Origin of the sequence: Sphingomonas natans (genome assembly GCF_030546695.1) — a bacterium.
Lineage (GTDB): Bacteria > Pseudomonadota > Alphaproteobacteria > Sphingomonadales > Sphingomonadaceae > Sphingomonas_I > Sphingomonas_I natans.
This window is the reverse complement of record NZ_JAUOTP010000005.1, coordinates 299,864-315,246: the sequence shown is the minus strand read 5'-3', so window position 1 is coordinate 315,246 and position 15,383 is coordinate 299,864. Positions and strand designations below refer to the sequence as shown.

Sequence of the window (15,383 nt, the reverse complement as noted above, 5' to 3'; positions counted from 1 at the left end):
GCTATAGAAATTTGGTCGACGTGTCCCTGACCAATCGGTCGATCAGCGACACTGGCATCACCTTACACGGTCCGACGCGGGCATAGTCTTATACGCCCTCGTTCCGCCGTACGCCGACGCAAGCCCTAAAAGCGGAACGTGGATGCAATTCCCACGATCCGAACCGAGTCCCGGCCCAACTGCTGGACATAGGACAGACGCGGCGTGGCGACACCCGCCGCGTTGCGCGCCGCCGCATCGCCGGGTTCCGTGATGATCGAGGAAGGGATGTGCTGGTTCGTACAGTTCTTGCAAAAAAGCGACATGCGCACACCGCTGGAAAGAGCGAAACCGATATTTGCGCCGAAGATGTCGCTCGCGCCAACGATCGTCCCGGGCGCCCGGTTGAGCGCGTAAGCGAACGATGACCGGTGATACCAGTTTGCGCCCACGAACGGCTTGAAGCCGCCCTCAGGCGGGAATTCGTACAAGACGTCTACCGAATTCGTGAACTTCGGAGACACGGGTAGAGTGGACCCCGACGCGTTGAAGGTCGTCACTGTCGCCGAGCAGCCGAAGCTCGTCTGGGTCGGATAGCACTGCGCCCCTGGGAATGTATCGAATTTCGAACTCAGCACCGCGGCCGTGGCGCTGATCGTCAGCCCGCGCACGGGCGCCAGCATCACGTTCGCCTCGATGCCCTTCGACGTCACCTTGGCGGCGTTCTGCACGAAAAAGGCGCGCAGGATTGTGTCGAAAGACTGGACCTGGAAGTCATCGAACTTGGAGTGGAACATCGAAACGTTGATGACCAGCTTGCGATTGAAGAAGCTGCTCTTCAGGCCGATCTCCGCGGTGTTCGAGATTTCCGGCCGTATGGCTAGGCTGGCGGTCGCATTCGGCGCCGTGTCGTTGAAGCCCGGCCCCTTATAACCCCTGCCATAAAAGCCATAGGCCATGATAACCGGCGTGAACTGATATTGTGCGCCCGCCTTCCAGCTAAAATTGGTGTTCCCGTAGCTTTGGTCGATCGTCGCGCGCGGTCCGCCGAGATTGGTGAAATAATTGGCCTGACCCTGGGCCAGATGGATATCGAGCTCATCGCGGGTTACGCGCCCGCCGGCGATCGCCTTTAAGGCATCGGTGATGTCGAAGGTCAGCTGGCCAAACGCTGCGTAGCTCTTCGTGTCGAGCGTGTAGCGCTTGTCGCTGCCGAGGAAGTAATCGTTGTTGACGGAGCACACCGGCGGGCGGGCCCCCGTGACCGGTGTGACGCCCACACAGAACGGATAGCCGCGCGCGGCGGCCGCCGGCAGGAAGTTCAGGCCGCCGATCTGGTTGAAGGTATCGAGCGAGGACTGGAAATAATAAAGTCCGGCCTGACCGCTCAGGCGGTTCTGCGTCGGCAAGGCGATGCGCAGCTCGTTCGAATATTGGTCGTAATGCGCATTGGTATAGTTGCGGCTGGCGCCGTTGGATGCCGTATAGTCCGCGTCGTTATTCTGGTCCTGATCATAGAAACGCCAAGCGGCGATATCGCTGATCTGGATCCCGGAGCCGAGCGTGTAGGCGATCGTGCCTTGCGCACCGCCGGTCTTCACGTCGCGCCACAATCCGCCTTCGCCGGCGGTCTGAAAATTGTCCGGGCCAGCGGTGATTCCACTGGCCGCAAGCGGGGCGCGGTCGATGCTCTGCGGATCGAGTTGGCGGTAGGTGCTGTCGTAGAGACCGGCTACGCCGTGCGTCTCGTTATAGTCGCCGATCAGATATAGCGACAGCCCGCCGCTGGGTTCGTACAGATATTTCGCCTTGAGCGAATATTGCTCGTAGTTCGTCTCGGTGCGCGAGCCGCGCGTGCCCACAAAGCGGGTCACAGGATCCTGGTATGAATAGAGGCCGTTCAGGCGCAGCGCGGATGTCTCGCCGACCGGGACGTTGATCGTCTGGCGACCCTGGAAGCCCCAGGAGGCGCGATCGTTGCCCGGCGTGGCGCGATTGCTCACTTCGATGTCCGTGATCCCTTCCCACCGGTCGATCTTGGGTCGCACGGTCGAGATGTTTAGCAGGCCGGCCGAGGCGTTTTTGCCGAACAATAGGCCTTGGGGTCCGTTCAGCACCTCCACGCCAGAAACGTCGTTGAACGATAGGCCGCCGAGGCCGGGCCGCGCATAGTTCACATCGTCGATCGCGAGCGCGACGCTGGAGTCGATCGTCCCCGCGAACGCAGTCGTTCCAACGCCGCGAATAGCGAAGGTATTGTCGAGGCCGGTCTGCAATGTCGGCGCGACGCGCGTGATCTGGGTGAGGTCGTTCAGCCGGCGATTTTCCAGCACTTCGGGCGCAATCGCGGTGACGCTGACCGGAACACGCTGGATGCTCTCGCTGCGGCGTTGGGCCGTAACGACGATGTCTGGGATGCCTACAGCCTTATCCGCTGGCCCTGATGGCGACTGCGCGAAAGCGGGAAGTTCCGCGCAGAATGAGGCAACAGATGCGAGCAGCAAATGCGAGTATTTCATAACCCTCCCAGACCCCGCGAGGGGTGTTCCAATTTTTCATATTGGTTTGGCCGATTGTTACGCCGAGGAAGTACCATTGCAGAAATCATTTGTTTCGATGAAAAGCTATCCATCAAATTGATGGCTGGGGGCCCTCTGGGAGGATGCATGCGTTACAAGGGCTTGGATCTGAATCTGTTGCTGGCACTGGATGTGCTGTTGGAAGTGCGCAACGTGAGTCGCGCTGCGGACCGGCTCGGTCTTAGTCAGTCGGCGATGAGCGCGGCTCTGGCGCGCCTGCGTTATTATTTCGACGACGAGCTGCTCGTCGTCGAAGGGCGGCGCATGCACCCGACGCCATATGCCGAGCAGCTTGCGTCGCACGTACGCGAGTGCCTCGTGGCAACCGACACGCTGCTCGCAACATCGCGGGCGTTCGATCCCGCGACTGCAGAGCGAACCTTCCGGATAATCGGCTCCGACTACGTTATCGCGTCGGTTCTCGTTGGCGTTGCGCGCCGACTGGCGGATATTGCGCCTGGTATCCGGCTGGAGTTCATCCTGCCAGAGGAGACAGCCGCCGGCCGCCTAGATCGCGGTGAACTTGATCTGATGATCAGCCCTCCCGAATTCCTGCTTCCCTCGCATCCAATGGAAGAGCTTTACGTGGAAACCCATGTCATCGCGGGGTGGCGCGACAATCCTATCTTCCAGAAACCGCTTACCGAAAAAGGCGTATTCTCGGCCGGGCATGTCGCCGTATCACTCGGTACCCACCGTACGACGACATTCGGGGACCGGCAGATCGAGCTGCTCAAATATGATCGGCGGATCGAGGCGGTCGTCTCTTCTTTCATGATGGTGCCTTGGATGCTGGTCGGCACTGATCGCCTTGCCGTCATGCACCGGCGGCTTGCCGTGATGATGGCTGACCATGTTGCGATCACCCACGCCGCGCTGCCCTTCGCTTTCCCCGACATGCACGAGATGGCGCAGTATCATCGGACCCGCGTCACCGACATAGGCCTTCAGTGGTTGATCTCACAAATTCGAGAGGCGGCCGCTCGATAGCCGAGGTATTCACGAAATTCATGGATATGGATCAAAACAATCAACTTCTTGGGCCTGAGAGGCTCAGCTAAATTCTGCATCGACAAGCACGAACGATCAGGGTGAGGCAGGATAGTATGTCGTCAATCAGCCGTGTGTTGGTCATCGGCGGTGGCATTGGCGGGCTGACCGCTGCGATCGCCCTGGGCCGCAAGGGCTTTTCGGTAGATGTCATCGAGCGCGATCCTGACTGGTCAGTCTATGGGGTCGGCATCATTCAGCAGGCGAACGTCGTGCGCGCCGTCGCGGAGCTTGGCATCCTCGACGATTATGTCGGTGCCGGTTTCCCATTCAGCGATATCGAAATCTATATTCCAAGCGGGCAACGCGTCGCCCGCTTCCCAACCCCCAAGCTGACGGAAGCCTATCCAGCCAATGTCGGCATTGGCCGCCGCGCATTGCAAAAGGTGTTGGGCGACCGCGCTGTTTTGTCAGGTGCGAATATCCGCCTGGGCGTCAGCGCCACGCGGCTAGACGATGACGGCACAGGCGTCGACGTGACGCTGTCCGACGGCACCACCGGGCGATGGGACATCGTAGTGGGAGCGGACGGCCTCTATTCCGAAACGCGAAAGATGATCTTCGTCGACTCGCCCGACCCGAAGTTCGTCGGGCAGAGCGTGTGGCGCTATAATTTCCCCCGTCCGGCGGACATGGACGCTCTCCAGATATATGAAGGCCCCAAGGGCATTGGGCTCGTGCCGCTGTCGAACGAACTGATGTATCTGTTCGTGACCACGCCCGAGCCGGGCAATCCGCGGTACCCGCGCGAGGGCCTTGCGGCGGCGATGCGCGACAAGCTCGCCGGATCAGCGCCGGCGATCAACGCGCTAGCCGATCAGATCGTTGATGATGATGCGGTGGTCTACAAGCCGCTCGAGATGCTGTTTCTGCAAGGCGACTGGCACAAGGGGCGGATCGTGCTCTTGGGCGACGCGATCCATGCGACGACCCCCCATCTGGGCCAGGGCGCCGGCATGGCGATCGAAGATTCGCTGGTGCTTGCCGAGGAATTGGGACGCGCCGACGATCCGGAGACGGCGTTCACCGCGTATCGAAACCGCCGCTTCGAGCGCTGTCGTTACATCGTCGAGGCGTCGCTCGCGATCTGTGACGCGCAGGTGAACGGCGAGCCGGTGGACCAAAGCGCCGCGACCCGCGGCATGTTCGAAGTCGTGGCTCAACCGATCTGATCGGACAGCCAAGGAGTATATGATGGCACGAGTGAATGAGATCCGGTACGTCGGTTATGGCGTTCCCGACTTGGCGACCGAGCGCGAATTCTATCGGGACACCTGGGGCTTGCGCGAAGCGGCCGAGCAGGACGGGCTCGTCTATTTCGCCACGCATGGTCACGACGAACCCTATGTCGTCCGGCTGCGCCCGTCCGAGGAGAAGCGCGTCGATGTGATCGCGCTCGCCGCCGCCAGCCGTGCCGACTCCGATGCGTTGTTCGCGCAGGTCCGCGATGCCGGCTGCCGGATCATCTTCGCGCCTCGCGACCTTACCCAATTGGGCGGCGGCTACGGCTTTCGCTTCTTCTCGCCGGATGGCCTGCCGTTCGAAGTGTCGAGCGATGTCGAGCGCGGGCAGAAGCGGGAGATGGTGCGCTGGGAAGGCGTGCCGCAGAAGATCAGCCACATCGTGCTGCACTCACCCGATCATCAGGCGGCGGTGAAGTTCTTCACCGATGTGCTCGGCTTTCGCGTGTCGGATTGGCTCGGCGATTTCATGTGCTTCTTGCGCTGCAATTCGGCGCATCATCGGCTTGCGATCCTGCCCGGGCCGCCCTGCCTCAACCATGTCGCCTACGACATGTTGAGCGTTGACGACATGATGCGCGGCGTCAGCCGTCTCAACAAGATGGGCACCGGTATCAAATGGGGTCCTGGGCGGCATACGGCGGGCAACAACACGTTCAGCTATTTCGTGTCCCCGAACGGCTTCGCGATCGAATATACGTCCGAGCTCGACGATGTGGACGACGACTTGCACCAGCATCAGGTCCACGTTCCGGGGCCGCAGGTGATGGACCAGTGGGGCACCGGCGTGGGCGGACCGCAAACTATGCCGCATCCTGAGCCGGACAAGGGCCTGTTCCAGGCGGTCGAGGTGTAGTCGCATGGCCCTGTTCGAATATTTCCCGAACTATATCTGGAATTTGAGCCTCGCGATTGCGCTCGAGAGCGGCGGCAAGATCGGCGAGATCGTCGACATGTGTGCGCCGATCAAGGACGCGGCGGCAAGCGGGGGCGATGCAGGCACGCCAGCGTTCATGCGCGAATGGGTGAAGATGGCCGACAAGCTGTCCAGCCTTGCGCAAGAAGACGAGGGAAGGGGGCGCCGCTATTCGGCGGGCCAGAAACTGAAGCGCGCATCGCTCTACTACACGACCGCCGAGCGCATGCAGGGCCACGGCCATCCCGGCCGGCAGGAAACCTACGCCAAGGCGCTCGACGCCTTTGCGCGGGGCACGGCGATGGCTGGCGACAATGTCGAGCGGGTCACGATCCCCTATGAGGGCAGCGATATCGCAGGCCTGCTGACCCGCGCGCCGGGCGACGGGCCGTCGCCATTGGTGATCTATTGCAACGGGCTCGATAGCAGCAAGGAGCTGCTTTATTTTTCCTGGCTGCCGCATGCGCTGGCGAAGCGCGGCATTTCCACGCTCTGCGTCGATCAGCCGGGTACCGGCGAGGCGATCCGCTTGCAGGGAATTCCGGTCACGCACGAGGCCGAGCTCTGGGCGTCCAAGTGGGTCGACTGGGCCGAAACGCAACCGTTCGTCGATCCCGCGCGCATTGGCATGACCGGCATTTCGCTCGGCGGCTATTTCGCCCCGCGCGCCGTGGCGTTCGAGCCGCGCTTTGCGGCCGGCGCCGTGTGGGGCGCAAACCACGATTGGGCCGAAGTGCAGCAGAAGAGGCTCCGGCGCGAGAGCGAGAATCCGGTTCCGCATTATTGGGCGCACGTGATGTGGGTCTTCGGTGCCGCCGACATGGAGGACTTCCATGCAAAGTCGCGGGGCATGACGCTGGACAGCGTCATGGAGCGGATCCGTGTGCCGTTCCTGGTCACGCATGGCGAATCCGATCGGCAGATCGCGCTGGACTATGCGCACCGCAGCTATGACCAGTTGACCGGCACTTCGGATCGCGAACTTAAGATCTTCACCCCGCGCGAGGGCGGCGTCGAGCATGTCGGAGCTGATAATATGAGCTTCGGCCGCGATTATATCGCGGACTGGTTCGCGGAAAAGCTGGGCGGCCACACGGCATGAACCGGCGAACGCTGATCCTGCGCGAGACCGTGATCAGCGTCGTCATCAATGTTGTGCTGAGCATCGGCTTCTTCGTGGGGCTGTTCGGCACCCGGGGGCCCTTCGCGCTGGGCGCGGTGGGGCCCGATTTCTTTCCCCAGTCCTTCATGGTCGCGTTGATGGGCACGCTGGTGCCCTCGCTGATCGCAAATCGCCGGCTCGGCGGTGGGATCCGGCCGATCGTGCTGCGCTGCCTTGGGATCGCCATCCTGTCCGCAGCGATCGCCGGCGGCCTTGGCTGGCGGTGGTTCGCCACACATCCCGCAACGCTGCTCCCGCTCGCGTCGATGCTGCCCCTCAAGGCTGTGTTCGGCGGCATCCTCGCTGCGATCGTCACGCCGATCGCGCTGCGCCTTCTTTTCAACTCTGCACAACAGGCCAAGCCATGACCCGCCAGTTCATCGATCTCTCCATTCTGCTGGAGAATGACGTCATCACCGATCCGCCTTTCATGAGGCCTAAGATCACCTATCAGACGCACAGCGAGACGGTTGGGGAGTTGGGACATTTCTTCCCTGGCGTCACGGCCGAGCAGACGCCCGACGGCGCGGGCTTCGCCGCGGCGGAATGGGTGACGCTGACCACACACAACGGCACGCATCTCGACGCCCCCTATCATTTCCACCCGACGATGGACGGCGGGCAACGTGCGATCACGATCGACGAAGTCCCGCTGGACTGGTGTTTTCGCCCCGGCGTGAAGCTCGACTTCCGCCACTTCCCGGATGGCTACGTCGTGACAGCGGCGGATGTCGAAGCCGAGCTGGTGCGGATCGGCCACGATCTGCAGCCCTTGGACATCGTCCTGGTCAACACGGCCGCGGGCGGGGCGCTTGGCGACCCGAATTTCGTCAATGTCGGCTGTGGCATGGGCTACGAGGCGACGATGTATCTGACTACGCGCGGCGTTCGGGTGACCGGCACCGACGCGTGGAGCTGGGATGCGCCCTTCAGCTATACGGCCAAGAAGGTCGCCGAGACCGGGGACACATCGCTGATCTGGGAGGGGCACAAGGCTGGCCGCGACATCGGCTACTGTCACCTCGAGAAGCTGCACAATTTGGAAGCGCTGCCCGGCCACGGCTTCACCGTCAGCTGCTTCCCACACAAGATCAAGGGCGCCTCGGCGGGCTGGACCCGTGCTGTCGCGATTATTGAGGAATGAGGCTCGCAACGCTTCACGACGGATCGCCCGATGGCCGGCTGGTGCTGGTCTCGGACGATCATGCGCGGATCCTCCCGGGCCCCGTGGCGACCCTGCAGCAGGCGCTGGAGCAGTGGAATGCGCTCCAGGCGACGCTGGCCGCCGGCGCGGATCAGCTCGCATCCGGCGGCGGCGAGCCGCTGGGCGACCGGACCTTTGCCGCCCCGCTTCCGCGCGCCTGGCAGTGGCTCGACGGGTCCGCTTTCCCGAGCCACGGCGCGATGATGCAGAAGGCGTTCCACCTGCCACCGATCGAGACGGATCTGCCGCTGATGTACCAGGGCATGTCGCACCAGTTCCTGAGCGGGACGGACGACGTTCCTTTCCCGAGCGAGGCCGACGGCATCGATTTCGAAGGCGAGTTCGGGATCATTACCGATGCGGTGCCCATGGGCGTCTCGGCTGCGGACGCGATGTCGCACATCAAGCTGGTCGTGCAGATCAATGACTGGTCGCTACGCGCCATCGCGCCGATCGAGATGAAGACCGGCTTTGGATGGGTTCAGGCCAAGCCCTGCTGCAGTGTCGCGCCGGTCGCGATCACGCCCGATTTGCTGGGCGCGGCCTGGTCAAATGGGCGGATCAGCCTCCCGCTGCGCGTATGGCGCGATGGTGCGCTGTTCGGTGAGCCCAACGGGTCCGAGATGGCATTCGGGTTTCATGAGCTGATCGCGCACGCCGCGCGCACCCGATCGCTGCCGGCCGGCACGATCATCGGCTCGGGCACGGTTTCGAATGACGATCAGGCGACAGTCGGCTCAACCTGCATTTCCGAGCGACGCGGTGCGGAGATCGTCGCCGGCGGCAACCCGCAAACGCCGTTTCTTCGCTTCGGCGAGACCGTGCGGATGGAAGCGCGTGGTATCGACGACGTGCTCTTGTTCGGCATTCTCGAGCAGCGGATCGTCCAGGCTTAATGTGCTGGCGCGCATATCGCGCCCAAACGGACCCGGGAAGCGCTGCAACTATGCAGCGATAACGCGCGTGTATCAACGGCCGCGATAACCCGGCATGCGGGACCAGCGGTCTGGACCGCTCGAAGCTTGGCGCCATCCATGCTCGCCGCCGCACAGCGCATCAAGTATTTATCGAATAGATAGCTGAGCATCCGATATCTCAATTTTTCCTGATGCTTTGGGAGTGTTACGGCGGGCCAATAATAAGCAGAAATGGGAGGGTTGGAGTGCGCAAGCAGCTGGTCGGCGGCGTCGCCTTGAGTGCAATGCTTTGGAGCGGAGTTGCGCTGGCGCAGCCGCAAGCGAGCGAACCGGCATCCGGACAGCAGGGAGCGGCGGACGCCCCGCCGGCGCCTGAGCAAGATATGCAGGGCATCACTGACATCGTCGTTACGGCGCAGCGCCGCTCGGAAAGCCTACAGCGCGCGGCTATTGCTGCCACGGCGGTTACCGGCAATGCGCTGGTCAACGCCGGCGTCAGCGACCCTTCCCAGCTGACCAAGCTGATACCGGCCTTGACGGTGCAACCTGTCGGTATCTCGTCCAGCTTTTTCATCCGCGGCGTCGGTGCGACCGCGATCAATTCCTTTCAGGAAAATGCCGTGGCGTTTTCGGTCGGCGGCGTGTTTTACGCGCGTCCGACAGCGCCGGCCGCTACCTTCTACGACCTTGACCGCGTCGAGGTTCTTAAGGGGCCGCAGGGCACGCTGTACGGCCGCAACGCAACCGGTGGCGCGATCAATGTGATCCCGCGCCTTCCAAAGCTCAACAGCTTCGGCGCGGATCTGACTGCCGAATATGGTAATTTCGACAGCAAGAAGGTCCAGGGAGGAATCAACCTGCCTTTGGGACAGACGGTTGCGATCCGCGTGGCCGGGCAGGTCGTCGATCGCGACGGCTATCTGTCCGACGGTTATAACGATGAGAAGTCCCAGGCGGTCCGTGCGAGCATCCTGTTCCAGCCGAGCAGCGACTTCTCCATGCTCCTCGCAGCCGACTATGCGCACCAAGGTGGCAAGGGTGTGGGCGGCGTGCTGTTCGCCTCGCCGGTGACGCCCAATGTTCCGTCGCCAGGCCAGCGGGTCGGCGCTGCCGATCCCACGATCACTGCGCAGCTGCAGCAAGTGACCTTCAACCAGTTCAGCTTCATTCCGCCGTTCTCGAGCCTGCCTCCGGCTACGATCCGCAACGTCGTTACCGTTCCGGCGCAGAACGGTTACCAGCGCAGCGATTTCTACGGTACATCGCTCACCACAAACGGCGATATGGGTTTTGCAGACCTCACAACCATCCTCGCTTATCGCAAAAGCAAGCCCGACATCCTCACCTATGCGCCTGGGTTCCCGGGACGTCTTGTCGAGGACGATGATCAGATGTCCGCCGAGATCCGTCTGTCCTCGAAGGACACCGGGCCCCTGCGCTATGTTCTCGGCGCTTTCTACTTTTGGGAGAAGCAGAACGGCTACAACAACTATAACCAGGGCCTGCTTGCCAATACCGAATATTATCCCCGCCTGGAGACGACCAGCAAGGCCGTTTTCGGACAACTTACATATGCGCTGGCCGACGGATTTCGTCTGGTCGGTGGCGGGCGCTACACAAAGGAAGACAAGTCGCTGACGGGCACGACCCGGAATACAAGCTTTTTCATACCCAACCCGCCATCCGTGCCGATCAATGGCGATCTGTCCTTCGACAAGTTTACCTGGAAGGGCGGCTTCGAGTGGGACGCCGGGCCGCGCTCGCTCGTCTATGGTAACGTCTCGACCGGCTTCAAGGCTGGCGGCTTCTACCCGTCCGCCGGGGCCAACACCTACAAGCCCGAGACCTTGACCGCCTACACGCTGGGATCGAAGAACCGCTTTTTCGAAAACAAGCTGCAGCTTAATTTGGAGGCGTTCTACTGGCGTTATCGGGATCAGCAGATCAGCTATGTCGGCCCGATCGAGGCGACGCCGGGCAATTTCGCGCAGGCCGGCGTGACGGTGAATGCGGGCAAGGCGCGGATGTACGGCGCCGAGGCCGAACTGGTCTTCCAGCCCACGCAGCGCGACACGTTCGGGGCGACTGTTCAATATCTCAACGCGCGCTATCAAAGCCTCGTCTATAACGGCATCTCCACCAGCGGCGCGCCGCTGGTGACGAGCTGCACGGTGGCGAACGATGCACGGCGGCCCACGCCCCCGACCCGACTGTTCGTTGTCGATTGTTCGGGCAAGCCCGGCGTGTATTCGCCGAAATGGACTGCCAATGTCAGCTACGAGCATCGCTTCGCGCTCGGCGGAAAGTACGAACTGATTGCGGGCGCGCGCAGCCGGCTCGAGACGTCCGCCTGGCTCAACCTCGATTATCTCTCGTATCAAAAGCGCGGCGGCTATTCGACCTCCGACGCCTATCTGACCCTCACGGCGCCGGACGGTCGCTGGTCGATCACGGGCTTTGTCAACAACGTGGAAGACAATGTCGTCAAAGCGGGCGGCCTGACCCGACCGATCGTCAACACCACGATCCTGACCGTCACCCCGCCGCGTACCTATGGCGTGCGCGTAGGCGTCCACTATTGAGCGACGCTCCATTAGAACTCCGCCGCGGTTGGCCGATCGTGGCCGCCGCGGCGCCCGGAGTGGGGCTCGGTATTGCAGGGCTGCTGACCTACACGGCCGGCATCTTCGCGAAAGACCTGCAGACCGCTATCGGCCTTACGCGCACGCAATTGGGCACGGCCTTCTTCCTCTCCACGATCGCGCTGGCATGCGCGCTGCCGATCGTCGGCAGGCTCGTGGATCGCTACGGGCCGCGCTGGCCCGCCATGTTCGGTGCGGTGGCGCTTTCGGCGGGTTTCCTTGCCTTGGGCACGTTCGTCCAGTCGGTGCCAGCTTACATGATCGTGATGGCGCTCGTCGGCTTCGGCGGCGCCTTCTCGGCGCCCGTTGCGTATATGCGCGCGGTGAGTGGAGCCTTCGATCGCTCGCGCGGTCTAGCGCTCGGCCTCACCCAGTCGGGCATCGGCGTCGCCGCGATGGTGGTGCCGCCGATCGTGGCCGCTACGGTGGCGACGAACGGGTGGCAGGCAGGCTACAAGCTGCTCGCGCTTATCGCGCTGGCAGGCACGATTCCAGCTTCGCGCCTACCGCGAAGCCTCATTCTAGCCTCGCAAACGCCCGAGCCTCGGGCTGCTTTTTCTTCTTCCACCTTTTTGCTGCTGCTCACAGCGTTCGGCGCGATGGCGCTCGCCTTCGCCGGTTTTCTGCCTCACTTCGTGCCGATGCTGCGAGAGTCCGGGATGGAGGCGCGCAGCGCGGGCCAAGTCGCGGGACTGATCGGAGCGTCGGTCATCGTCAGCCGACTGATCGTGGGCTGGCTCAGTGACCGCTATGAAGCGCCCCGTGTCGCGGCCGGCTGCTGTGCGATCTGCGCGGCTGGATGCCTGACGCTGGCCCTTGGCGGAACCCCGCTCGCCTGGGTCGGAGCGATCGCACTTGGCAGCGCGATGGGCGCCGAAGCGGACCTGATCGGCTATCTTACTGCGCGCTATTTCGGGATGGCGCGCTACGGCCGGCTCTACGCCCTCCAATATGCGAGCTTCATGTTGATGGCGGGCGTCGGGCCGGTATGGGTCGGCGCGCTGGCCGATCGTACCAGCAGCTACCGGGCACCGCTTTTCGTTGCCGCTGCCGGGCTCGTCGTTGCGATCCTGCTGTTCTTGCGGCTTCCGCGCGTTCGTCCGCGCCAGCCCTCGTCGATCGCTATGAAGCGGTCGCTGTAGCGCCGTGGAGCCGCGTCAGCCCCAGCAGGTCAGCGGCGTTGAGCCCGAGTATAAGCGCCTGATCCCGTTCGCTAAGGCGGCCATGGAAACCAACCGGATCGGGCTCGGCCATGTCGAACGGATAGTCGCTGCCTAAGCACAGGCGATCGGCGCCATGCGTACGAACCAGGCTTTCTAGCTGGTCCTGATCGAACACCAGCGTGTCCAGCCACAGCTTGCGGAGATAGGAGGAGGGCAGATTCTGGCACCGTTCGGCACAGTCAGAGCGCGCACGCCATCCATGGTCCATCCGGCCCCAATAGCCCGGCATATATCCTCCGCCGTGCGCGACGCAGATCTTCAGCCCGGGGAAGCGATCGAGCACGCCGCCGAAGATGAGATGGCCAATCGCCAAAGTCGATTCGACCGGGTTTCCGATCAGATTATTGAAATAATAGTCGCTCATTCGCTGTGCATGCGTAAATCCCAGTGGATGGATGAAGAGGAGAATGCTTAGCTCCTCCGCCGCGGCGAAGAACGGCCGAAACTCCGCCGCATCATAGTCCAGCCCGCCGACGTTCGAGCTGATTTCGATCCCGCGCAGATCGAGTTCCTTCACGCAGCGGCGCATCTCCTCGACCGCCATCTCGATGTTCTGGAGCGGAACCGTCCCCATCGCGATGAGCCGATCCGGGTGTTGGGCGACAGCGGCCGCCATACCGTCGTTAACAGCTCTCGCCGCCTCGCGCCCCGTTTCTGCATCCGTGTGATAATAATATTGTCCCGGATTAGGCGAGAGGGCCTGCACATCAATGCCTAGACGATCCATGTCTGCGAGGCGCGTGTCGATCGTGTTCAGCGTTCGGCCGATCGCTTCGAACTGGGTGCGATTGACCTCGAGTGTCCTGGCGCTGGCAAAATCGTTGATGCCAGGCGGCGGGCCCGGATATCGCGCCTGGACAATCGCATCGGCCTCCGGGATGCCAAGGTGACAATGAATGTCGATTACCATATGTCGTCCCCGGGACTTAAAGGAAACCGGAAGGGGACTGCGGCAAGAGGTGACGATAGAGCTCATTGCGACTCCAGCGAAGAATGTGACGTCGTTTGATAGCATCGGCTGGCCGCTGTTGCCGCGTGAGCTTTCCCCTGCAGCGCAGACCTGTTTACTGCATTGCAGTGAACCGGTCACCACGGCATCCACAAACGCTAGTTCGCAGCATCGTACCACATCCGCAGGTCACCCGCCCGCGGATCAGTTCGAGCATGTCTGACTTCGCAGTGTGTTACCGACAACATAGAGAAGCCAGCACGGCGAGGCGCTCTGCCACTTATCGGCTGGCCGTGCCGAACGCTTTGAGAAATGTCTCGACGGCGAATCCCGCTTCCCGATCGAGCTCTGTCGATTGGAGCACCGGTCGGCCCCAGAGTGCCTGCTGCTGCGGCCCAATACACAACCTCAGGAACGCGCGGCCCGCGGCCCAAGGGTCATCGATCTCGAGGCGCCCAGCTTTAACCTGCTGTTCGAGAAATCGGGCCAGCGTTGTCTGTGTTGCGAATGGCGCGTTTTCGTAAAAGATGGCTCCAATCTCGGGATGCCGGATCGACTCCGATACGACGATGCGATGCAAACCTAATACGGATGGAGCGACAAGAGTGCGCGTGAAGGCGCGCGCGAACGAAAGCAGCGTGGCTTCCAGATCACCACAAGGCTGAAACAAGGCTATCAGGTGCGACCGAAAATCCTCTGCCGCTGCCGTCACGACAGCTGCGAACAAGGCATCTTTCGAAGCAAAATGTGCCCAGAGCGTTCCCTTCGAGCCTCCAAGCTCAGCAGCGATAGCGGACATCGACGTGGCCGCATATCCTCGCTCCAAGAACATGCGCCGAGCGATTGCGATAATGGCATCGCGCTTATCGTTTCTCTTCGCCTCTCGCGTCCGTCGCGCGATCGCTTGGCGAGGCGCGCTGTCTAAAGACGGAGCGCATTCCGGCCGCTGGTCCATTGCTATTCTGCCTTTCGAGACGCGTCCGACTGTCTCAGATTAACGCTGCTGTAATGGGGCTGCAGCGTGAAATTGACCTCAATGATCGAGCGCCCAACGTCAATCTTCTGATCGATCAACGCCCTCACGCCTAAGCCGGATGATTTCCGTGATGCATTCAGCGACCTGATGAGGCGGAGCCAATGCTGGCGGACCGCGACGACGTGATGTCGACAGCGGGACAGTGCGGCCTGCCGGTGCGCCAGCAGATATGTACTCCGGTTCGACGACAACCTCCTTTTCGAGCTGTTCGTATGGCAGCCGGCTGGCAGGGAGTTTCGATCCGCGGCGACAATTCGGACCCTCCGAGTCAAGACTGTCAAACCGACGCGGATCAATATCGGTGGTCGGGTGCTGTTGTACCGACGTGAGCTCGGCTCAGTCATCGTGGGCGGCATCCCGTAAAGCCAAATTTCAGCGACACGGATCGGCGACGCAAGGACGTTAGAACCCACCTTATGCAGGGTCATTCGAGAGCGATGTTGATGGGCGTCGGGTCTTCGGCATGATCTTGCGCGGCGGGCGTC

At 62.2% G+C, this 15,383-nt stretch carries 12 protein-coding genes; 9 read left to right on the top strand and 3 right to left on the bottom strand.

The window, feature by feature from the left end; all coding sequences use genetic code 11:
• Window positions 1–125 precede the first annotated feature (125 nt).
• Window positions 126–2,498, bottom strand: coding sequence for a TonB-dependent receptor (locus Q4F19_RS13180; RefSeq protein WP_431312401.1), 2,373 nt, complete (start codon window positions 2,496–2,498; stop codon window positions 126–128).
• A 147-nt stretch (window positions 2,499–2,645) separates the two neighbouring features.
• On the opposite strand from Q4F19_RS13180, the gene Q4F19_RS13175 reads away from it, so the two are divergent.
• From Q4F19_RS13175 to Q4F19_RS13135, 9 genes are all read left to right on the top strand, one after another.
• Complete coding sequence (locus Q4F19_RS13175; protein WP_303543264.1) at window positions 2,646–3,548, top strand: LysR family transcriptional regulator; 903 nt, start codon at window positions 2,646–2,648, stop codon at window positions 3,546–3,548.
• A 116-nt stretch (window positions 3,549–3,664) separates the two neighbouring features.
• Window positions 3,665–4,780, top strand: a complete 1,116-nt coding sequence (locus tag Q4F19_RS13170; protein ID WP_303543262.1) for an FAD-dependent oxidoreductase — start codon at window positions 3,665–3,667, stop codon at window positions 4,778–4,780.
• Between the two features lie 22 nt (window positions 4,781–4,802).
• Complete coding sequence (locus Q4F19_RS13165) at window positions 4,803–5,705, top strand: VOC family protein (RefSeq protein WP_303543260.1); 903 nt, start codon at window positions 4,803–4,805, stop codon at window positions 5,703–5,705.
• 4 nt (window positions 5,706–5,709) lie between these two features.
• Window positions 5,710–6,867, top strand: coding sequence for an alpha/beta hydrolase family protein (locus tag Q4F19_RS13160; protein WP_303543258.1), 1,158 nt, complete (start codon window positions 5,710–5,712; stop codon window positions 6,865–6,867).
• 29 nt (window positions 6,868–6,896) lie between these two features.
• Window positions 6,897–7,295 carry a hypothetical protein gene (locus tag Q4F19_RS13155; protein ID WP_303543255.1) on the top strand — a complete coding sequence of 133 codons (399 nt, stop codon included), beginning with the start codon at window positions 6,897–6,899 and terminating at the stop codon, window positions 7,293–7,295.
• Window positions 7,292–8,071, top strand: a complete 780-nt coding sequence (locus Q4F19_RS13150) for a cyclase family protein (RefSeq protein WP_303543254.1) — start codon at window positions 7,292–7,294, stop codon at window positions 8,069–8,071. The genes Q4F19_RS13155 and Q4F19_RS13150 overlap by 4 nt, the downstream gene beginning before the upstream one ends.
• Window positions 8,068–9,027: a fumarylacetoacetate hydrolase family protein gene (locus tag Q4F19_RS13145; protein WP_303543252.1), complete on the top strand. Its 960-nt coding sequence runs from the start codon at window positions 8,068–8,070 to the stop codon at window positions 9,025–9,027. The genes Q4F19_RS13150 and Q4F19_RS13145 overlap by 4 nt, the downstream gene beginning before the upstream one ends.
• 266 nt (window positions 9,028–9,293) lie before the next feature.
• The gene (locus tag Q4F19_RS13140; protein ID WP_303543250.1) at window positions 9,294–11,630 is read left to right on the top strand and encodes a TonB-dependent receptor; all 2,337 of its coding nucleotides are present in this window, start codon (window positions 9,294–9,296) and stop codon (window positions 11,628–11,630) included.
• Between the two features lie 59 nt (window positions 11,631–11,689).
• Entirely contained in the window at window positions 11,690–12,832 is a 1,143-nt protein-coding gene (locus Q4F19_RS13135) for an MFS transporter (protein ID WP_303543248.1), read from the top strand.
• Here Q4F19_RS13135 and Q4F19_RS13130 read toward each other — a convergent pair.
• Both Q4F19_RS13130 and Q4F19_RS13125 read right to left on the bottom strand, forming a co-directional pair.
• Complete coding sequence (locus tag Q4F19_RS13130; RefSeq protein ID WP_303543247.1) at window positions 12,813–14,015, bottom strand: amidohydrolase family protein; 1,203 nt, start codon at window positions 14,013–14,015, stop codon at window positions 12,813–12,815. The two genes, Q4F19_RS13135 and Q4F19_RS13130, sit on opposite strands and share 20 nt — an antisense overlap.
• Window positions 14,016–14,142: 127 nt before the next feature.
• Window positions 14,143–14,817 (bottom strand): TetR/AcrR family transcriptional regulator, encoded by a 675-nt coding sequence (locus tag Q4F19_RS13125; protein WP_303543246.1) that lies wholly within the window; start codon window positions 14,815–14,817, stop codon window positions 14,143–14,145.
• Between the last annotated feature and the right edge of the window lie 566 nt (window positions 14,818–15,383).